This window comes from Sulfurospirillum oryzae (genome assembly GCF_025770725.1).
GTDB lineage: Bacteria > Campylobacterota > Campylobacteria > Campylobacterales > Sulfurospirillaceae > Sulfurospirillum > Sulfurospirillum oryzae.
Window position 1 is genome coordinate 56,736 of the sequence record NZ_JANZKZ010000004.1, and the last position, 20,923, is coordinate 77,658.

22 protein-coding genes are annotated in these 20,923 nt (G+C 33.0%); all 22 read left to right on the forward strand.

The features are described 5' to 3' along the window. The first annotated feature begins 8 nt into the window (after positions 1 to 8). The 22 genes from N0B29_RS10425 to N0B29_RS10530 all read left to right on the forward strand — a co-directional run bounded on the left by N0B29_RS10425 (position 9) and on the right by N0B29_RS10530 (position 20,922). The gene (locus N0B29_RS10425) at positions 9 to 797 is read left to right on the forward strand and encodes a 3'-5' exonuclease (protein WP_263833665.1); all 789 of its coding nucleotides are present in this window, start codon (positions 9 to 11) and stop codon (positions 795 to 797) included. After that, the gene (locus N0B29_RS10430; protein ID WP_263833666.1) at positions 794 to 2,164 is read left to right on the forward strand and encodes a phosphomannomutase/phosphoglucomutase; all 1,371 of its coding nucleotides are present in this window, start codon (positions 794 to 796) and stop codon (positions 2,162 to 2,164) included. The genes N0B29_RS10425 and N0B29_RS10430 overlap by 4 nt, the downstream gene beginning before the upstream one ends. A gap of 1 nt (position 2,165) precedes the next feature. Further along, the gene (rfbA, locus tag N0B29_RS10435) at positions 2,166 to 3,029 is read left to right on the forward strand and encodes a glucose-1-phosphate thymidylyltransferase RfbA (protein WP_263833667.1); all 864 of its coding nucleotides are present in this window, start codon (positions 2,166 to 2,168) and stop codon (positions 3,027 to 3,029) included. After that, a complete protein-coding gene (gene rfbB, locus N0B29_RS10440; RefSeq protein ID WP_263833668.1) occupies positions 3,026 to 4,048 on the forward strand; it encodes a dTDP-glucose 4,6-dehydratase in 1,023 nt (340 codons plus the stop codon). Before rfbA ends, rfbB begins: the two co-directional genes overlap by 4 nt. Then, positions 4,049 to 4,867 carry a DNA ligase gene (locus tag N0B29_RS10445; protein WP_263833669.1) on the forward strand — a complete coding sequence of 273 codons (819 nt, stop codon included), beginning with the start codon at positions 4,049 to 4,051 and terminating at the stop codon, positions 4,865 to 4,867. A gap of 7 nt (positions 4,868 to 4,874) precedes the next feature. Then, positions 4,875 to 6,137, forward strand: coding sequence for a nucleotide sugar dehydrogenase (locus tag N0B29_RS10450; RefSeq protein ID WP_263833670.1), 1,263 nt, complete (start codon positions 4,875 to 4,877; stop codon positions 6,135 to 6,137). A 2-nt stretch (positions 6,138 to 6,139) separates the two neighbouring features. Further along, positions 6,140 to 7,099, forward strand: a complete 960-nt coding sequence (locus N0B29_RS10455; RefSeq protein ID WP_263833671.1) for a Gfo/Idh/MocA family oxidoreductase — start codon at positions 6,140 to 6,142, stop codon at positions 7,097 to 7,099. Next, positions 7,099 to 7,701: an acyltransferase gene (locus N0B29_RS10460; RefSeq protein WP_318526705.1), complete on the forward strand. Its 603-nt coding sequence runs from the start codon at positions 7,099 to 7,101 to the stop codon at positions 7,699 to 7,701. The genes N0B29_RS10455 and N0B29_RS10460 overlap by 1 nt, the downstream gene beginning before the upstream one ends. Next, complete coding sequence (locus N0B29_RS10465; RefSeq protein ID WP_263833672.1) at positions 7,691 to 8,212, forward strand: acyltransferase; 522 nt, start codon at positions 7,691 to 7,693, stop codon at positions 8,210 to 8,212. The genes N0B29_RS10460 and N0B29_RS10465 overlap by 11 nt, the downstream gene beginning before the upstream one ends. Beyond that, positions 8,212 to 9,171, forward strand: coding sequence for an SDR family NAD(P)-dependent oxidoreductase (locus tag N0B29_RS10470; RefSeq protein WP_263833673.1), 960 nt, complete (start codon positions 8,212 to 8,214; stop codon positions 9,169 to 9,171). The genes N0B29_RS10465 and N0B29_RS10470 overlap by 1 nt, the downstream gene beginning before the upstream one ends. Next, complete coding sequence (locus N0B29_RS10475; RefSeq protein WP_263833674.1) at positions 9,168 to 10,256, forward strand: DegT/DnrJ/EryC1/StrS family aminotransferase; 1,089 nt, start codon at positions 9,168 to 9,170, stop codon at positions 10,254 to 10,256. The genes N0B29_RS10470 and N0B29_RS10475 overlap by 4 nt, the downstream gene beginning before the upstream one ends. Continuing rightward, positions 10,249 to 10,755, forward strand: coding sequence for an acyltransferase (locus N0B29_RS10480; protein WP_263833675.1), 507 nt, complete (start codon positions 10,249 to 10,251; stop codon positions 10,753 to 10,755). Before N0B29_RS10475 ends, N0B29_RS10480 begins: the two co-directional genes overlap by 8 nt. Beyond that, positions 10,752 to 11,924: an N-acetyl sugar amidotransferase gene (locus N0B29_RS10485; RefSeq protein WP_263833676.1), complete on the forward strand. Its 1,173-nt coding sequence runs from the start codon at positions 10,752 to 10,754 to the stop codon at positions 11,922 to 11,924. Before N0B29_RS10480 ends, N0B29_RS10485 begins: the two co-directional genes overlap by 4 nt. Next, positions 11,921 to 12,538, forward strand: coding sequence for an imidazole glycerol phosphate synthase subunit HisH (gene hisH, locus N0B29_RS10490; RefSeq protein WP_263833677.1), 618 nt, complete (start codon positions 11,921 to 11,923; stop codon positions 12,536 to 12,538). Before N0B29_RS10485 ends, hisH begins: the two co-directional genes overlap by 4 nt. A 1-nt stretch (position 12,539) precedes the next feature. Continuing rightward, positions 12,540 to 13,295 carry an AglZ/HisF2 family acetamidino modification protein gene (locus N0B29_RS10495; RefSeq protein WP_263833678.1) on the forward strand — a complete coding sequence of 252 codons (756 nt, stop codon included), beginning with the start codon at positions 12,540 to 12,542 and terminating at the stop codon, positions 13,293 to 13,295. A gap of 11 nt (positions 13,296 to 13,306) precedes the next feature. After that, positions 13,307 to 14,557: a glycosyltransferase gene (locus N0B29_RS10500; RefSeq protein WP_263833679.1), complete on the forward strand. Its 1,251-nt coding sequence runs from the start codon at positions 13,307 to 13,309 to the stop codon at positions 14,555 to 14,557. Between the two features lie 241 nt (positions 14,558 to 14,798). Further along, entirely contained in the window at positions 14,799 to 16,232 is a 1,434-nt protein-coding gene (locus tag N0B29_RS10505; RefSeq protein ID WP_263833680.1) for an oligosaccharide flippase family protein, read from the forward strand. Continuing rightward, positions 16,229 to 17,497: a glycosyltransferase gene (locus tag N0B29_RS10510; protein ID WP_263833681.1), complete on the forward strand. Its 1,269-nt coding sequence runs from the start codon at positions 16,229 to 16,231 to the stop codon at positions 17,495 to 17,497. Before N0B29_RS10505 ends, N0B29_RS10510 begins: the two co-directional genes overlap by 4 nt. 8 nt (positions 17,498 to 17,505) lie before the next feature. After that, on the forward strand, positions 17,506 to 18,627 hold the full coding sequence (locus tag N0B29_RS10515) for a glycosyltransferase (protein ID WP_263833682.1): 1,122 nt from the start codon (positions 17,506 to 17,508) through the stop codon (positions 18,625 to 18,627). Then, positions 18,627 to 19,220, forward strand: coding sequence for a sugar transferase (locus tag N0B29_RS10520; protein WP_263833683.1), 594 nt, complete (start codon positions 18,627 to 18,629; stop codon positions 19,218 to 19,220). Before N0B29_RS10515 ends, N0B29_RS10520 begins: the two co-directional genes overlap by 1 nt. After that, entirely contained in the window at positions 19,221 to 19,820 is a 600-nt protein-coding gene (locus N0B29_RS10525; protein WP_263833684.1) for an acetyltransferase, read from the forward strand. Beyond that, a complete protein-coding gene (locus N0B29_RS10530; RefSeq protein WP_263833685.1) occupies positions 19,813 to 20,922 on the forward strand; it encodes an aminotransferase class V-fold PLP-dependent enzyme in 1,110 nt (369 codons plus the stop codon). The genes N0B29_RS10525 and N0B29_RS10530 overlap by 8 nt, the downstream gene beginning before the upstream one ends. Position 20,923: the final 1 nt, after the last annotated feature.

Here is a 20,923-nt window from a genome sequence, read left to right on the forward strand (position 1 = left end):
GCTGTTCAATGATCTGTGTGTTCGATATAGAGACCATCCCTGATACCAAGCTAATTCGTAATGTTTTGCATCTTGAAGGAGAAGATCTCGAGGTTTCTCTTTTAGCGCAAAAGGAGCAAGAAGAGAAGAGTGGTAGTAGTTTTTTACCGCTTTCATTTCATAAAATTGTGGCAATTTCGGCTGTTATTGCCGATGATTTTGGTATGTTTCGCAAGGTCAGTAGTATCGATGGTGCGAATGAGCATGAAATGATCAAGAACTTTCTAGGATTCATCAACAAACACAATCCTAAGCTGGTGAGTTTTAACGGACGTAGCTTTGATATGCCTCTTTTGATGCTTCGTGCCATGCAATACAACCTTACATGTAACGCCTATTTTGAAGTGGAAAACAAAGAGTTGGGTAAAAACAAGTGGGAAAATTACCGCGCTCGTTACTCAGACCGTTTTCATGTTGATTTGTTGGACCATTTATGTGAATTTGGTGCGGTACGAGGTATGAAATTAGACCATGTCTGCTCGATGGTAGGACTTCCTGGCAAATACGATGTCCATGGCGATCAGGTACTGGAGCTTTACTATGCAGGTGAGATTGATGCCATCAAGGAGTATTGTGAGAGCGATGTGCTGAACACTTATTGGCTATTTTTGAAGTATGAACTCTTAAAAGGCAACCTCATTATAGAGGATTATCAGCGCTCTTTAGCTACAATGCAGGAAAATTTGCGAGTCGAGAAGTCTTATACGGACGTCTTTGGCATCGCAATTGAAGAAGAATTATACAAGGAGAACCATTGAAAACGATATTTAGAGAGTATGACATCAGAGGTATCTACGAAAAAGAGCTTAACGAGCAAACGGTTAAATTAATTGGGTATTTTTTAGGAAAACAGATAGCTAAAGTAGGTAAAACGGTTGCCATCGGTTATGACGCACGTTCGCATTCACCGATTTTATGTGAGTATCTTACAAGCGGACTTAACAAAGCGGGTTGTAAAGTGCTTACAATGGGTCTTGTCGCAACACCTGTAAATTATTTTAGTAACTTTCAAGATTTTAATGGCGTGAACCCGAATGCTTCGATTATGATCACAGGTTCTCACAACCCAAGTGAATACAATGGTTTTAAAATCACCATCGATAAAAAACCGTTTTTTGGCGAAGATATTTACGCTCTTGGTCGAGAAATTATGCAAAATTATGAGCTAGAGATCGAAGATGATTTAAGTTCAACTTTTATTAATGCAAAAGAGCGCTATATTGCTTATCTTATCAAAGAGTTTGACCATCTTAAAGGCTTCAATCAGCCGTTTGTCTATGACTGTGGAAATGGCGTAGCAGGCGTTGTGGTACAAGATGTTTTCAAGGCTCTAGGCTTTACATGTAAAGGTTTGTACACCGATCCTGATGGCACATTCCCAAATCATCACCCAGACCCAACGGTAGAGAAAAATCTTAAAGATATTAAAAAAGAGCTTGAGGGCGAGTATGCGCTTGGGTTTGCTTATGATGGCGATGCTGATAGGTTGGCGTTTTTGACCAAACACAACAATGTCAAGGGTGACATCATGGCGATTCTTTTCTCAAGTGCTATGAAAAATCCAACCGTCATTGGCGAAGTGAAATGTTCTCAAGTGATGTACGATGAAATCAATAAGCGTGGCAAGGCGATTATGTACAAAACAGGACACAGTAACCTTAAAGTGATGATCGCTAAAACCAATGCTGATTTTGCAGCGGAAGTCAGTGGTCACCTCTTCTTTAATGACCGTTATTTTGGCTATGACGATGCGATTTACGCAACACTTCGTATGATTGAAATGGTGAAAAATGGTTTGGACGTGGATGCTGAAATCGCCAAACTTCCTGTCGTTTACTCTACCGAAGAGCTTAAAGTAGAAACCAACGAAAATGACAAGTTTCCTCTGGTTGAAAAAGTCAAAGAGCTTTTGAAAAACCCTCCAAAAGATTTTCCTGCCATCAAAGAGATTGTCGATGTCGATGGTGTTAGGGTTATCTTTAACGATGGTTGGGGTTTAGTGCGAGCAAGTAATACAACACCCGTTTTAGTCACACGTTTTGAATCAACGAATGCGGATAACGCGAAATTGTATGAGAAAAAACTGAACGAACTGATCGCGTACGCTAAAGCAGAGCTTCACTAACATGAAAGGCATCATCCTAGCAGGTGGAAGCGGAACGAGGCTTTATCCTGTAACACAAACGATCAGCAAACAACTCTTGCCGATTTACGATAAGCCGATGATCTATTATCCCTTGTCTGTTTTGATGCTAGCGGGAATTCGTGAAATTTTAATTATCTCTACACCTCAAGACATTGGTAAATTTGAGGCCCTTTTAGGAGATGGTTCACACTGGGGATTAACGCTTTCGTATAAAATTCAGCCAAGTCCCGATGGATTGGCACAAGCGTTTCTTTTAGGTGAAGAATTCATTGGAGATGATAGTGTTTGTTTGATCTTGGGTGATAATATCTTCTACGGTCAAGGCTTTACGCCATTGCTTCAAAGCTCAGCCAAACTTGAAAAAGGTGCAATTGTTTTTGGGTATCAGGTCAAAGACCCTCAGCGTTTTGGTGTGGTTGAGTTTGATGAGAATCAAAAAGCGATTAGCATTGAAGAAAAGCCTAAAAACCCCAAATCTAATTTTGCGGTAACGGGGCTTTATTTTTACGACAACAGCGTCATTGAGATTGCTAAAAATGTCAAGCCTTCAGAGCGAGGCGAGCTTGAAATTACAACGGTAAATGAGGCATACCTTAAACGAGGCGATTTACATGTAGAGGTTTTAGGGCGTGGTTTTGCTTGGCTGGATACTGGAACACATGATAGTTTGATTGAAGCGGGAATGTTCGTACAAACGATTGAAAAACGACAAGGTTATAAGATAGCTTGTTTGGAAGAGATCGCTTACAATTATGGCTGGATTACCAAAGAGCAAGTGCTAGAAATTGCAAAACCACTCAGTAAAAACGGTTATGGCGAATACCTCAAGGATTTGGTGAAATGAGTAAAAAACATATTTTAGTTACTGGCTGTGCAGGATTTATCGGCTCAAATTTTGTGCCGTACTTCTTAGAACAATACCCTGATTACCATCTGGTCAATCTTGATCTCTTAACGTATGCTGGTAATTTAGAAAATCTGTGCGAAGTTGAAAACAACGAGCGTTATACGTTTGTTCAAGGCGACATTTGCGATCGAACTTTAGTTGAATCCATCTTTGAAGATTATAATATTAGAGGCGTGATTCACTTTGCGGCCGAATCGCATGTGGATAACTCCATTAAAAATCCAGGTGTTTTTATAGAAACGAATGTTAATGGAACGTTCACACTTCTTGATGTCGCCTACAAGTATTGGATGGAAAAACCTTTTGTACTTTTAGAAGGGTATGAAGAGTGCCGTTTTCATCATATTTCCACCGATGAGGTCTATGGAACGCTTGGAGCTACGGGGCTTTTTACAGAGAGCACTTGCTATGCGCCAAATTCTCCTTATTCGGCGAGTAAAGCGGGAAGCGATATGATTGTCAGGGCGTATCATCACACGTATGGCATGAATACCGTCATTACCAACTGTTCCAACAACTATGGACCAAAACAGCATGATGAAAAACTTATCCCTACCATTATTCGCAAAGCACTTAGTCATCAAAAAATTCCTATATATGGTGATGGTAAAAATATTCGTGATTGGCTCTATGTCTTAGATCATTGCAAGGGAATTGATCTTGTTTATCATGAGGGACTTTCTGGTGAGACGTATAATATTGGTGGACGAAATGAGAGAGATAATCTCTATATCGCGCATAAAATTTGTGAAATACTCGACACCCTCAAGCCTAAAAGAAGTTCATATAAAGAGTTAATTACATTTGTGGAAGATAGAGCGGGTCATGATAGACGTTATGCCATTGACGCCACAAAAATTGAGACAAAACTTGGTTGGGCTGCTGAAGAGAATTTTGAGAGTGGCATACTTAAAACCATTGAATGGTATTTGGAAAAATATAGGACAGACGTATAAATGAAGCGTTTGATTGTTCTTTGGTTAATGCTTGCAAGTATGATGTTCGCGGCAAAGCCTGAACTTATGCTACTGCAAGAGTGGCAAGGGCAAGATGTTTCTGGATGGCTTATGAGTGAAAAAATGGATGGAGTAAGAGCTTATTGGGATGGACAAAAACTCATCTCTAGAAGCGGGGTTGAACTCTCTCCACCTGCTTGGTTTATTGAAGGGTTTCCTCCTTTTGCAGTTGATGGTGAATTATGGAGTAAGCGAGGAGATTTTGAGAATATTATCTCGATTGTCAAGAAAAAAGAACCTCATGAGGGGTGGAAAAATATTGCTTTTTATGCGTTTGACGTTCCCCATGAAACTGGTGGTTTGATCCAACGATTAATCAAACTTGAATACTATTTAAAACTCAATCAGGCTAATTATTTAAAAGTTGCTAAACAGATTACATGTAAAGATGAAGAGCATTTAAAAAGTTTTTTACAAGAGATCGAAAAAGGTGGTGGAGAGGGTGTTGTTGTTCGCAATCCTGACACAAAATACGTTGCAAAGCGTGATCCCGCATCTTTAAAAATTAAGAGCTTTCAAGATGCAGAGTGTGAAGTGCTTGAGCATCATAAAGGCGAAGGTAAATACAAAAACAGCTTTGGTTCGCTTACATGTAAAAACGATGAGGGTGTTATGTTTGATATAGGTTCTGGTTTTAGCGAAGCTGAACGTAAAAATCCTCCTTCTATTGGTTCGAAAATTACGTATAAATTTCAAGAAATAACCAAAGGCGGTAAGCCGCGATTCCCTGTTTATATGAGATTAAAAGAAGAGATTTAGGATAAAAATGATGGATAAAATAGCAATTATTGGACTAGGTTATGTGGGGCTTCCTTTAGCAGTAGAATTTTCAAAAAAATATTCTGTTGTTGGATTTGATATTTTTCAAGCACGTATTGATGAGCTTAAAAAGGGTCACGACAGAACATTGGAATTAACCACAGAAGAACTACAAGAATCCATCACCCAAGGTATCCACTTTAGCACTAACCTTGACGATCTTAGTAGTTGCACTATCTTTATCGTCACGGTACCTACGCCTATTGATGCGAGTAATCGTCCTGATCTTACACCACTGGTAAAAGCGAGTGAAACCGTGGGAAAAGTACTAAAAAAAGATGACATTGTCATTTACGAAAGTACGGTTTACCCTGGTGTCACCGAAGAGGTGTGTGTGCCTGTGCTTGAGCGTGTTTCAGGGTTTGTTTTCAATCGAGATTTTTTTGCGGGGTATTCGCCAGAACGTATCAATCCTGGGGACAAAAAGCATACGGTTAAAAATATTTTAAAAGTCACTTCGGGGTCTACACCTCAAGTTGCTGATAAAGTAGATGCCTTGTATCGCAGTATCATTCTTGCAGGAACGCATAAAGCTTCATCGATTAAAGTTGCAGAAGCGAGCAAAGTCATAGAAAACACTCAAAGAGACGTCAATATTGCCTTGATTAATGAATTGGCTCTTATTTTCAATACCATGGGCATTGATACGGGTGAAGTTATTGAAGCTGCGGCTACGAAGTGGAATTTTATTAAGCTCAAACCGGGTCTTGTGGGTGGGCATTGTATTGGGGTCGATCCTTACTACCTCACCTATAAGGCAGAAGAGCTCGGTTATAAGCCCAATCTCATTTTGGGTGCGCGCCAGATCAATAATGGCATGGGTAAATACATAGCCGATAAAACCATCAAATTGATGATCGAACACGATACAAAAATTAAAGATGCGAATGTTCTCATTTTAGGTCTTACCTTTAAAGAAGACTGCCCTGATATTCGCAATACAAAAGTTATTGATATTATAGAAGAGTTGAAATCATTTAAATGCCATGTTGATATTTACGATCCATGGGTTGATAAGGCTGAAGCAAAGCTTCATTATGGTTTTGAGCTTATTGATAACCCTTTTGAAAACGATAAAAAATATGATTCTATTGTTGTTGCTGTGGGGCATAGTCAGTTTGTTTCGCTGGGCACAGAAGATTATGCAAAGTTAAGCAGTGTTATCATTGATGTTAAAGGGATTGTCAAAAATCCTACTTGGAGGCTTTAAAAATGAAAAATTTTGCATTAATAGGTGCCGCTGGTTACATAGCGCCGAGACATATGAAAGCAATTAAAGATACTGGACATGATCTTGTATGTGCTTTAGATAAAAATGATAGTGTAGGTATTATTGATAGTTATTTTCCAAATGCTAGTTTTTTTACAGAATTTGAGAGGTTCGATCGTTTTGTAGATAAGTGGCATAGAGAAAAAGATAAAAAAATTGAATATGTAGCAATTGCAACACCCAATTACCTTCATGATTCCCATATCCGTTTTGCCTTGCGTAATGGTGCGCATGCAATTTGTGAAAAGCCATTAGTCCTTAATCCTCACAATATTGATCAGCTCAAAATAATTGAAGAAGAAAGTGGCAAAAAAGTTTATAATATTTTACAACTCAGGCTTCATGATTCTATTATTGCGCTGAAAGAAAAGATTAGTCAAGAATTAGCCTCTACCCCAAATAAAATATATGATATTGACTTAACCTATCTTACAAGTCGAGGTCAATGGTATTTTACAAGTTGGAAAGGGGATGCGACTAAAAGTGGTGAAATAGCTACTAATATTGGTGTGCATTTTTTTGATATGCTCTCTTGGATATTTGGACCTATTGAAGAAAATATTGTACATCTCAAACAAGCTGATACTAATGCTGGTTTTATGAAGCTCAAAAACGCAAATGTTAGATGGTTTTTGAGTGTCAATTATGACTATATCCCTGAAGAAGTTAAAGCGAGTGGTAAACGAACATTTCGAAGTATTTTAGTTGATGGTAAAGAATTAGAATTTAGTGAAGGTTTTACAGAACTTCATACCATGAGCTATAAGCATATTTTAGAAGGTGGCGGGTTTGGTTTAGAAGAAGCACGTAATTCTATCAATATTGTTTCAACTATTCGAAGATTAGAACCATTAGGTCTTAAAGGTGAATACCATCCATTTGCTTACAAGGTGTTACATTAATGGAAACTATCTCTTATTTTGTACATGAATCAAGTTATCTTGATAAAAATATTGCTATTGGGAAGAATACAAAGATTTGGCATTTTTCGCATATATTAAATGGCTCAAGCATAGGGGAAAATTGCTCTTTTGGACAAAATTGTGTAGTTGGTCCAAATGTTAGTATTGGCAATGGTGTCAAAGTACAAAACAATGTTTCTATTTATGAAGGTGTAGAAATAGAAGATGATGTTTTTTTAGGTCCATCTATGGTTTTTACTAATGTAATTAACCCTAGAGCATTTATTGTACGCCGTAATGAATTTAAAAAAACGCTATTAAAAAAAGGTTGTTCAATTGGTGCTAATGCAACAATTATTTGCGGTATAAGTATTGGAGAATTTGCTTTAATTGGAAGTGGCTCTGTTGTAAATAAAGATGTCAAACCCTATGCTCTTATGGTTGGTGTGCCAGCAAGACAAATTGGTTGGGTAAGTAAGTCTGGAAATACTTTAAAATTTGATGAGCATGGAGAAGCAATTGACATATTTGAAGGTAGTAGATATAAGATAATAGATGATAAAATATATAATTTAGATGAAAAGGACGTATATGCAGTCTAAATTTGCAAATATTTATTTTTACCCAACAGCAAATGTGTCAGAAAATTCAGAAATTGGGGTTGGCTCAAAAATATGGCAAAATGTTCAAGTTCGAGAAGGCGCTATTATTGGCAAAAATTGCAATATAAGCAAAGATGTTTATATAGACTTTAATGTTTCGATTGGAAATAACTGTAAAATACAAAATGGTGTTTCAATATTTCATGGAGTTACTATTGAAGATGACGTTTTTGTTGGCCCCAATGCAGTATTTACGAATGATAAAGTACCAAGATCTTTTAACTTAGAATGGAGTGTTGTTCCAACTTTGGTTAAACATGGTTCGAGTATTGGAGCAAACGCAACTATTGTATGTGGTATTACTATTGGCGAATATGCAATGGTAGGCGCAGGATCAGTTGTGACAAAAGATGTTAAGCCATATACTTTAGTTTTAGGAAATCCCGCAAAATTTTATTCTTACATTGATAAAATGGGAAATAAAATAGAATATGATCCATTGGATAAATGATGAGACCTTCTATTCAAAATAATGTTGTTTTGGTAACGGGTGGTGCAGGATTTATTGGTAGTCATCTTGTAGACCGACTTATTCTTGAAGGTGCGAAAGAGATTATTGTTGTAGATAATTTATTTTTGGGCAATGAGGATAATATAAAGAATGCTTTATCTAAAGGTGTCATTTTTTATAAAGATGATATTGAAATTACCTCATCACTTGATTATATCTTTGAGCGACATGAAATCGATATTGTGTTTAATTGTGCGACAAAAGCATTAAATTATTCTTTTGTAAACCCAAAAAATGCATTTGACACAAATGTAAATGGAATATTAAATCTTTTAGAGCATCAACGAAAAAAACATTTTAAGACACTAGTACATTTTTCTACTTCAGAAGTTTATGGATCTGCTATTTATGAACCGATGGATGAACAACATCCTTTAAATCCAACAACAACATATGCGGCAGGCAAGGCAGCAGCTGATATTGCTTTAAAAAGTTGGGTCAATATGTTCAACCTTGATGCATTTATTGTTCGTCCATTTAATAATTATGGACCAAGGCAAAATCATAAAGGATACCTTGCGGGGGTTATTCCGATAACTGCATATAGAATTTTGAAAGGGATATCACCAGAAATACATGGTACAGGACTTCAAAGCAGAGATTTTATTTATGTGCTTGATACAGTTGATGCAATTATTAAGCTTTATCCTTTAATGAAAACAGCTGATAGCATCAATATTTCAACTGATGGGCAAATTTCGATGAAAGATATTATCTATAAGATAGCTAATCTAATGGAATATAAAGGTGAAATTTTAAACAAACCTGCGCGTGGAGCAGATGTTGAATGTCATAATGCAAGTAATGAAAAAATAAAATCAATGATCAATTATCAATTAACGTCATTTGATGATGGAATGGTTGCTACCCTACAATGGTACAAGGAAAATATAAAATGATTAAATTAATTAAACCTTATATCTCATATGACGAGGTTCAAGATAACTTTAGAGAAATATTTGAAAGTGGTTGGTTTACTAAAGGCAAATTTGTTGAGCAATTTAGAGAAGAAATTAAAAAATATACGGGCGCAAAGCACGTATATTTAGCAACTTCTGCTACAACTGCATTAACAATGGCTTTGAAAGCAGTAAATATAAAAAATGGCGATGAAGTGATTGTTTCTGATTTTTCGTTTCCTGCAACAGCAAATGTTGTAGAAGATTTAGGAGCTATACCTATTTTTGCAGATGTGAGTTTAGAAACTTTTAATATGCTTTCTAAAGAATTGGAATCTAAAATTACACCAAGAACAAAAGCGGTAATATTTGTAGATGCACTTGGTAATCCAAGTGGTATTCACAAAATCAAAGAAATTTGTAAAAAGCATAGTGTTCCACTTATAGAGGATGGTGCATGTGCAATAGGAAGCAGTGAATTTGGTATTAAATGCGGTGGGGATATTGCTGATATTACATGCTTTAGCTTTCATCCAAGAAAACTTTTAACTACTGGCGAAGGTGGCGCTATAACGTTTAACGATGAAAAGTATGTAGATTTTTTTGAAGTAAAGCTCAATCATGGTGCTAAAGTTGAAAATGGAAAATTTGATTTTATAGATTTTGGTTATAATTATAGGCTTTCGGAGCTACAAGCTGTTATGGGAATAAAGCAAGTCAAAAAGCTTGATATTATTGTTAAATCTCGTAATACTATTAGGAATGAATATATACAAGCGCTTGAACCATTGGGGTTTGAGGTTCAGCAAGTAACTGATGGGATAGTTTATAATGTTCAATCTTTAGTTTTTAAAGTGCCAAAAGAAATAAATAGAAATCAGTTAATAGATTATCTAAAAGAAAATGGGATTGAAAGCACAATAGGTACCTATTGCCTTAGCGGAACAACTTATTATGCAAATAAATATAATAATGTTCAGCCTAATGCTGAATATTTAGAATTAAACGCCATAACTTTACCATGCTATGATGATGTAAATATTCGTTTTATCACATCTAGAATAAGAGAATTTGTAAATGCTTAGAAATTTCTTTTTACTATTGTTTGAAAAAAGAGATGAAATAAAGAAAAAATTCAAAAGAGTCTTGCCAATTGGGGATTATATTAGCGATAGATGGGAAAAAGCTCAGTATTGTGGTTTTGGAGAATTTACAAGCATTTATGATAGTAGTCTTGTTTTAGGTAATGTAAAAGTTGGTAAAAATTGTTGGATTGGTCCATTTACAATTTTGGATGGTTCTGGCGGTTCTTTATTAATTGGAGATAATTGTAATATCTCTGCGGGTACGCATATCTATACACATGATACTGTTGACAAGGTATTGTATGGACATGAAGTTAAAAAATTAGATACCACAATAGGAAATAATGTTTATATTGGTCCGAATGTGGTTGTGATAAAAGGAATTACAATTGGCGACAATGTTATTATTGGTGCCAATAGTTTTGTGAATAAAGATATACCAAGCTATTCCAAGGCATTTGGGACGCCCATAAAAATAATAAGTAGTATTAAAAAATGAATGAAGATTTAAATACAAATTTAATGGTATGCTCTAAATGTATTTATGATGAAAGAGTTTCGTATATAAAATTTGACGAAAATGGAGTATGTAATTATTGTCATCAACTTGAGATGTTAAAAAATGAATATGGTACTGGACAAAACAAAGGTGAAGAGAAATTCCTCAAGATTCTTGATCAAATAAAAAGAGATGGAAAAAATAAAAAATATGATTGTATTATAGGTGTTAGTGGAGGCACAGATTCATCGTATATGTTATATTTAGCGAAACAATGGGGATTACGACCATTAGCTGTGCATTATGATAATACATGGAATAGTGCTATTGCAACAGAGAATATCAGAAAAGTGCTCAAGGCACTTGATATAGATTTATATACACATGTTATTGACAATAAAGAAGCGGATGATATATTTAGATCATTTTTTTTTGCTGATGTATCTGAAATAGAAGCTTCTACTGATTTGGCTCTTGCTGAGGTTATGTATAGGGCAGCATGGAAGTACAAAGTCAAATATGTATTAGAAGGTCATTCATTTATTACTGAAGGGATTACTCCAGTTGGACGAAATTATTTTGATGGGAAATATATAAAATCTATTCACAAAATATTTGGTAAATTACCAATGAAATCTTATCCTCTTATGACGTTGAGCCGATTTTTATTTTGGGTAGTTTTTGCAAAAATTCAAAAAATTAGACCGTTTTGGTATATAAATTATAATAAAGAAGATGCACGGATATTTTTAGAAAAAAAATATAAATGGAAATACTATGGAGGACATCATTTAGAAAATAGAATGACAGCTTTTTTTCATAGTATTTATCTACCCCAAAAGTTTAATACAGATATGCGAAATAATACTTTATCTGCACTTGTCAGAAATGGTCAAATAAGCAGAATTGAAGCATGGAATGAATACATCAAGCCACCACATATTGAAAAAGACCTCGTAGAGTATTTTAAAAAAAGATTAGAATTAACAGATGAATGCTATAACGAGATTATGGCTAGAAAACCTAAGTCTTGGAATGAATATCCTACCTATAAAAGGATATTTGAATTCCTTAGACCTCTTTTTAAAGTTTTAGCAAATGCCAACTTAGTTCCTATGAGCTTTTATTTGAAATACTGTTTTCCAATGCCAAAGGGTGATAAAAAATGATTACAATTGTAGATTATGGTATGGGGAATCTTGGATCTATAAAAAACATGTTTAAATATATTGGAATTCAATCTACGATAGAAAGTGACGTTGATAGAATTAAGAACGCTTCAAAAATACTTTTACCAGGTGTTGGTTCTTTTGATACTGCTATGAAAAAAATCAATGAGGGTAGTTTACGAGAAGTATTGAATGACAAGGCATTAAAGGAAAAAGTACCTATTCTTGGAATTTGTTTAGGTATGCAACTTTTGACAGAGGAAAGTGAAGAAGGAAGGCTTGATGGACTGGGTTGGATAGCTGCAAAGGCTATGAACTTTAAAGATAGAATCGACATAAAATATCGAATTCCTCATATGGGTTGGAATGTGGTCAAAAAATCAAATCCAAGCTTATTGACAAATGGTTTTGAAAATTTCGATGAACCTAGATTTTATTTTGTACATTCATATTTTGTAAAAGTTGAAGATGAAAATCACTCGATATTAAAAACACATTATGGCGTAGAATTTGATAGCGCTATACAAAAAGAGAATATTTATGGTGCACAGTTCCATCCTGAGAAAAGTCATAAGTTTGGTATGAAACTTTTTGAAAATTTTGCAAGGATATAAAATGTTGCGAACTAGAGTGATACCATGTCTACTTTTGAAAAATGAAAGCCTTATAAAAACAGTAAAGTTTAAGGAGTACAATTACATAGGCGACCCTGTAAATACAGTGAGAATATTTAACGAATTAGAAGTTGATGAATTGATGTTTTTAGATATATTTGCTTCCAAGGAAAATAGAAGTATTAATTTTAAAATTCTTAAAGATATTGCAAATGAGTGTTTTATGCCTCTTAGCTATGGCGGGAATATAAAGAGCCTTGAGGATGCTAAAAGGATTTTTGAGATTGGTTTTGAAAAAGTTGTAATTAATTCAAATGCTTTTAATAATCCAAAGCTTATCGAAGAAATAGCACGATATTTTGGTGTTCAAAGTGTTGTAGGTTCAATAGATGTTAAAAAAACTTTTTTTGGTCATCTAAAGATGTACTCATGCCATGGGAGAAAAAAACAAAATATATCTATTCTTGAATGGGTTAAACAGCTAGAAAACGCTGGTATTGGAGAACTACTGATCACGTCAATTGATAGAGAAGGTAGTTGGGAAGGATATGATATTGATTTAATCAAAAGTATCTCTGAATCTGTACAAGTCCCCGTTATTGCCAATGGAGGCTGTGGTAACATTGAGCATATCAAAGAGATTGTTCACAAAACCAATGTTTCTGCCTGTGCTGTTGGTAGTATGGTCGTTTATCAAAAAAAAGGAATGGGTGTTTTGATTAATTTTCCTATTGCTGAAGATATAGTAAAACTATGAAAATGAAAAAGTTGAAAATTTTTATGGGACTTTCGAACCCAGCAGGTTATTTTACAAAGTTACAAGTGGGGTTTAATGAATTAGGGTTAGATTCTTTTGTATTGGATGTGAGCAATGATGTTTTTCAATACCAAAAACAATATAGCATATATGTAAAAATTTTAAAAAAATGTTTTATACAACGCACAAAAGGTCAATTATTTTATAAATTTTTTTTTGTTCTGATTTATAAATTGTTGCTACTTCCTTTTTTTATTTTTTCTTTATTTAGATTCAATGTATTCATTTTTGGGACAAATAAAACGTTTTTTCGTTTTGTGGATTTGCCAATTCTTAAGTTATTTAATAAAAAGATCATTTTTGTTTATTTTGGCTCTGACTCTCGGCCTCCTTATATGAGTGGTATTGATTTAAATATTAAAAAATCCTCATTGCAAACGTTAGTTCAAGAAGCTAAAAGACTTAAAGCAAAAATTATAAAAGTTGAAAAATATGCTGATATAATCATTAACAATCCAGCATCTGGACAATTCCATGAAAAAAATTTTATCAACTGGATGTGTATCGGTATGCCGACTGATATAGTTAAACTTACAGAGACATATAATGATTCTAATAAAATCATTATTGTTCATGCCCCTTCACGACCTATTACCAAGGGTAGTAATACATTTCGTGAAATTATTCAAAAATTGCAAAAGCAATATGATATTGATTACATTGAATTAGTTAATTGCCCTAATAATCGTGTTATTGAAGCTCTTCAAAAGTGTGATTTTATTCTTGATGAGGTGTATAGTGATGTGCCATTAGGCGGATTATCGACAGAAGCTGCTGCTTTTCAAAAAGTATCAATCGTTACAGGTTACTACTCATCTTTTCTAAGCAAAGATATCCCTAGTAAAAATTATTTGCTACCGTCGATTTATAATGAACCCGAACAACTTGAATCAGATATATTGTATTTAATACAAAATATAGAGATCAGGAAGCAATTAGGAGAAGCTACATATCAATATATCAATCAAAATTGGTCTTCTCTTGCAATAGCAAAAAAATTTATAATGCTTATCAATAAAGATTTTCCTCAAGAATGGATTTATCAAACAGAGAAAAATGAGTATATTTTTGGTTATGGTATTTCAAAAGACCAATTGAAAATAATTTATAAAGAAATAATTGATAATTATGGTATTGAAGGATTTTTTTTACAACATAATGATGCAATTCAAAGAAAAATTTTGGATTTTTTAAGTGATTAAATTTTTTCCAAGACAATATTTTGATTTAAGAGCTATTTTAAAAATGAATAGTTGAATTTTAGTATACAGAATTACTGAATGTTTTTTGACATTCAAAAGCTCTAAAAAATAGATATAGCATAATTATTTTGAATAGATTTTAGATATTCTTCGTAAGGCTTATGTTGTATTGAATTTAGAATTAAGTGAAAATAGCACATGGTATTTTTAAAAATTATATGAAAGTTAATCAAATAGCTATATGATAAAAATATTTTTAAATTCAAGTTTTATATATATGATTGGAGCTCTAAGTAGAGGTGTGACAATTTTATTAGTTCCTCTATATACAAGATTTTTTTCTCCGGCAGAATATGGAATTATAGAAATTTTTGCAGTTCTAGGAAGTTTTGTGAGTCTAACTGTAGCTTTGGAAATATCTCAGGCAGTAGCTAGATTTTATCATGAAATTCTTGATATAAAAGAGAAAATAAGTTACGTTTCTACTGCTTTAATATTTAGCTTTTTAGCTTACATGAGTTATCTGTTATTTTCATTTATATTTGCGGATTATTTAGTGATTCTTTTTTTGGATAATATTTCATATAAAAATATTTTTTACTTTGCAAATATTGCAATTGTGACATCAGGACTTTTTTACTTTTTACAAAATCAACTAAAGTGGCAAATGCAAGCAACAGATTTTGTCATCTCAGGAATAATACAACTTTTTTCAACAGCTGGTATTACAATATATTTATTGGCTATATATAACATGGGATTGCAAGCAGTTTTTTTAGGACAAATACTTGGTAACTTACTTAGTATGTTATGGTCTTGGTATAATGCACGTGAGAATTATTATTTAATTTTCAGTTTAAAGCACCTGCATAAAATGTTATCTTTTTCATTTCCTTTGATCTTCTCAAGTATCGCAGTATTTGTAGCTTTATATGTTGATAGAATACTTATCAGAGAAATACTTGGACTTGAAAAGCTCGGCATCTATGGTGTAGCATACAGATTCGCATCAATTGTAGGTATCCTTTTAGTTGGTGTTAATAGTTCTTTGACACCGCTTATATACAAACATTATAATGAAGATTCTACTCCATTTAATATATCTAAAATATTTAATATTTTTTCTCTATGTGCATTATTGCTTATTTCATGTAGCTTACTTTTTTCAAAAGAGATAATTTTTTTATTTACTACTGAGAAGTATTATTCAGCTATGGTTCTTATCACACCTTTAATAATATCTTTATTTTTTAGTAATATGTATGTATTTACTCCTGGACTCAGCTTATTTAAAAAGACAAAATTAATAGCTTTTATATCTATCCTGAGTGCATTTATTAATGTTATACTCAACTATATATTTATTTATTTTCTAGATTTGTATGGTGCGACAATTGGTGGGATGATAGGCTCTATCATAATATTTATTATACATATGAAGTTTAGTCAAAAATATTATATGATACCTTTTGATTGGAACCGTATAATGTTTTGTTTTTTTCTTACATGTGTTGGGGGATATTCAATGCAAATTATATTTGATAAAATTACTATGCTTAATATACTTTTAAAAATAGGGTATCTTGTATTATTTGGCACAGCAATAAATTATTTATTATTAAAAACTTTGCCTTTTAAAAGAATTTATAACATAATGAAAGAGTGGATAAAGTGAAAATCTTATTTATTACATTTTTCTTTCCACCGTATAAAACAGTTGCTTCTCTTAGAACTGGTAAAACAGCTAAAATATTATTTAAAATGGGTTACGATATTAAAATAGTATCTGCCAAAAATAATGATATAAAAGAAGAATTAGCGATACAAGTTCCAAGAGATGCTTTGTACCAAACTGATTGGTTTGATATGGATAATTTTGTATTACAGCTTCTTGGAAAAGGCAATAAATCGGTTCTTAGGGATACTTTGCACAAAGGAGATAAACAAACTATTAAAAGTTTTCTTTTAAAGCTTTTTTTTCGCATATATACTTTTTTTGCTTATACTCCTGACAAATATATAGGATGGTATAAACCTGCTATCCAAGAATCTGAATCTATTTGTAAAACATGGAAACCTGATATTATTTATGCTTCTGGTATGCCATTTACATCATTGATGGTAGCTGCTTCATTGAGTAAAAAGTATTCTATTCCCTTTGTTGCAGAACTTCGTGATCTTTGGGCAGATAATCATTATTCGAAACAGTATTTTTTTGGAAAATGGTTAGAAGGGAGGACGCTTCAAAAAGCATCTGCTATTATTAGTGTTTCACAACCTTTAGTTGAACGATTGTATACCAAGTATAAAATCCCTTGCTATGAAATACGAAATGCATTTGATGAGGAAGATTTTATTATCGAAAAAGAACAATGCACTCAAAATCATAAAATAGTTATACTTTATACGGGGATGTTATATGCTGGAAAGCAAGATCCAACTATTCTATTTCAAGCAATTGCAAGTGATCAATATTTAAAAGACAATGTAGAGTGTAAATTTTATGGCAATGCTTTAGACTGGGTTAACGATGTTGCTTTACGCTATGGACTTGCTAATGTCGTCGAAGTACATAGCCCTATAGAAAGATCAGAAGTCTTGAAATTACAGAAAAATTCTGATATTTTATTACTCTTGACATGGAATGACCCAAAAGAAAAAGGTGTATTCACGGGGAAATTGTTTGAGTATATTGGTAGTGCAAAACCAATTTTAGCTATTGGTGCGATGGATGATGTTGCCACCTCTGTCATTAAAGATAATGGATTTGGATTGGCTTCAAATGATATATCACAAATTGTAAATTTTATAAAAAATATTAAAAATGACCAATGTGTAGAAAAAATAAATAATGCCTACCAAAACAATAGAATGGCATTTGAACGTAATCTTCAAGTTAGTAAGCTTTCCCAAGTATTTGAGTCTATTTTATCAAAATGAGAAAATGAATGATTAAAAAAATTTGTATCGTAGTTAGTAGTGACATGACAGTAAAATCTTTTTTGCTAAAACATATAGAACTATTATCTCGTTCATATGAGATTTATATTGTAATGAATAGTAATGTAGATATTGCAAATCTTTATGGTGTAAATTGTAAATCCTACTATATCCCAATTGAAAGAAAAATTAGTTTTATAAAGGATATTACAAGTATAAAAAAACTATATAATTTTTTTAAGATAGAAAAATTTGATTTAGTTCTATCTGTTACACCTAAAGCAGGTCTGTTGGCTATGATTGCGTCTTTTTTTGTGAGCGTAAAACATAGAGTACATTTCTTTACAGGGCAAGTGTGGGTAACAAAAATAGGAGTATTTCGGCTCATTTTGAAAAATATTGATCGAGGGATATTTTTATTAAGTACGCATGTGCTTATAGATAGTATATCGCAAAGAATTTTTTTAATGAAAGAAAAGGTAGTTTCATCTAATAAATCATCTGTTCTATTGTATGGTTCAATTTCAGGCGTGGATACCAAAAAGTTTATACAAAACAATGACATAAGAAAAGAATTAAGACAAAAGTATCATATTTTAGAGGATGATATTGTTTTTATATTTATGGGTAGGCTAAATTTAGACAAAGGTGTTTTGGATCTCTATAATGCTTTCAGAAAATTAATTCTTGAACATAAGAATATTAAGTTATTTATTGTTGGTCAAGATGAGGAAAATCTTGAAAAATGCATCGCAGATTTAGTTCAGAATAATAGTGTTTTTAGGATTGATCATGTATTAAATCCTGAAATTATTTTGAATGTTGCAGATATCTTAATATTGCCTAGTTATAGGGAAGGTTTTGGGACTATTGTGATTGAAGCTGCTTCTATGGAAATTCCTTGTATTGGCTCTGATATTTATGGATTGAGTGATGCTATTCAGGACAATGTAACAGGTCTACTGCACAAAAAAGGTAATGTTGAAGATATTCGATTAAAATGTGAATATTTGATTCAGAATAGACATAAAATTAAAGAATTTGGTGTAAATGCACAACAGAGGGTTGATAAGTGCTTTCAAGATATTCAATTATCAAATGAATTAAAAAAATATATTGATGGATTATAATGTTGAAAAGAATATTTGATGTTTTATTGGCATTTATTTTGATATTATTTTTGTGCCCAATCTATATTCTTGTGAGTTTACTTATTTTTATGGCTATAGGAAGACCTATTATTTTTCGACAACTCCGTCCAGGTTACAAAGGAAAAATATTTTGTATTTATAAATTTTGTACCATGACTAATGAAAAAAATAACGATGGAGAACTATTACCTGATGAAAAAAGATTAAAAGGTATAGGTAAATTGATAAGAAGCACAAGTTTGGATGAACTACCTCAGCTTTTTAATGTTTTAAAAGGCGATATGAGTTTTGTAGGGCCTAGGCCTCTTCTTGTTGAGTATCTACCATTTTATAATGATGAACAAAAAAGAAGGCATGATGTTATGCCTGGTATTACTGGGTGGGCACAAGTGAATGGTCGAAATGCTATTTCTTGGGAAGAAAAATTTAATTATGATGTGTGGTATGTTGATAACCAATCATTTTTACTTGATATGAAAATACTCTGGATGACATTTTTGAAAGTTTTAAAAAGAAGCGGTGTTTCCTCTGGTTCATCTGTAACAATGGAAAAATTTAAAGGTTCTAAATAAGTGAAAAGTATTTATATTTATGGTGCAAGTGGACATGGCCTTGTTGTCGCAGATATTGCAAAAGCAAATGGTTATACCAATATTATATTTATAGATGATGGTGATAATGCATACCAAACATTCGAAGAAATAAAAAATAAAAATGATATACCTTTAGCTCTAGGAATTGGTTCAAATAAAATAAGAAAATCTATTTATAAAAAAGCTATACAGTATGGTTTTGATGTTATAACACTTGTTCACCCAAGTGCGATAATCTCAACTAGCACTAAGATTGATGCAGGGACTGTTGTGATGCCAAATGTTGTCGTTAATGCTTGCTCCTCAATTGGGAAAGGAGTTATTTTAAATACAGCATGTGTGATTGATCATGAAAATATTATAGAAGATTTTGTACATATATCACCAAATGTAGCTCTTGCTGGGAATGTTATTGTAAATTCAAATACTCATATTGGGATTGGTACATCGGTTATTCAAGGTCTAATCATAGGCGAAAATTGTATAATTGGCGCTGGATCTGTAGTTGTAAAAAATATTGCAAAGAATTATCTAGCTTATGGTAATCCATGCATCGCTATCAAGGAAATCAATGAATAATAAAATTTTTCTCTCACCTCCACATATGTGTGGCAACGAATTAAAATATATTGAAAAAGTTTTTGAAAGTAATTACATAGCTCCACTTGGCGAATATGTAAATAAATTTGAAGAAAGTATCAAACATTATACGGGTGCACCATATGCTCTTGCATTATCTAGTGGTACCGCTGCGTTGCATCTTGCGCTAAGAATCTTAGGAATAAAAGATGGGGATGATGTCTTAGCATCGACTTTTACCTTTATTGGTTCGATTAATGCCATCCTTTATGAACGAGCAACCCCTGTTTTTATAGATAGTGATCAAGAAAGTTGGAATTTATCTCCTAGATTGTTAGAAGAGTATTTATCAACAGCTGTGAAAAAACCCAAAGCTTTAATTCTGACACATCTTTATGGGCAGTGTGCAGATATTAAAAAAATATCAGAAATTTGTCAACAATACGAAATTTATTTGATTGAAGATGCGGCAGAGTCTTTAGGTGCAACTTATGACAACAAACATACTGGTTCATTTGGAGATTTTGGGATTTATAGTTTTAATGGCAACAAAATTATTACAACCAGTGGTGGAGGAATGCTAGTAAGCCATAAAAAAGAGTGGATTGAAAAAGCAAAATTTTATAGTACGCAAGCAAAAGAACCTTTCATTCATTACGAGCACTTGGAATATGGATATAATTATCGTATGAGTAATGTGTTGGCAGCAATCGGTGTGGCACAGATGGAAGTAATAGAACAGAGGGTTAATCAAAAAAGAACAATCTTTAATTGGTATAAAAAATATCTTGGTAATGTTGATGAGATTCAGTTGATGCCTGAATTAGAAGGAAGTAGAGGGAATAGATGGCTTACCACAGTCACGTTTGAAAAAACAAATTTTAATAAAATCATGGAAGCTTTAGCATCTATCAATGTGGAATCTCGCCCTTTATGGAAGCCAATGCATATGCAACCACTTTTCAAAGATGTAAAATGCTTAGTTGATGGTACAAGTGCGAGACTATTTCAGTCTGGATTGTGTTTGGCGAGTGGAACGTTTATGATAGAAGAAAATGTAAAAAATATTTGTAATATTATTAAAAATAATTTGGATATATGAA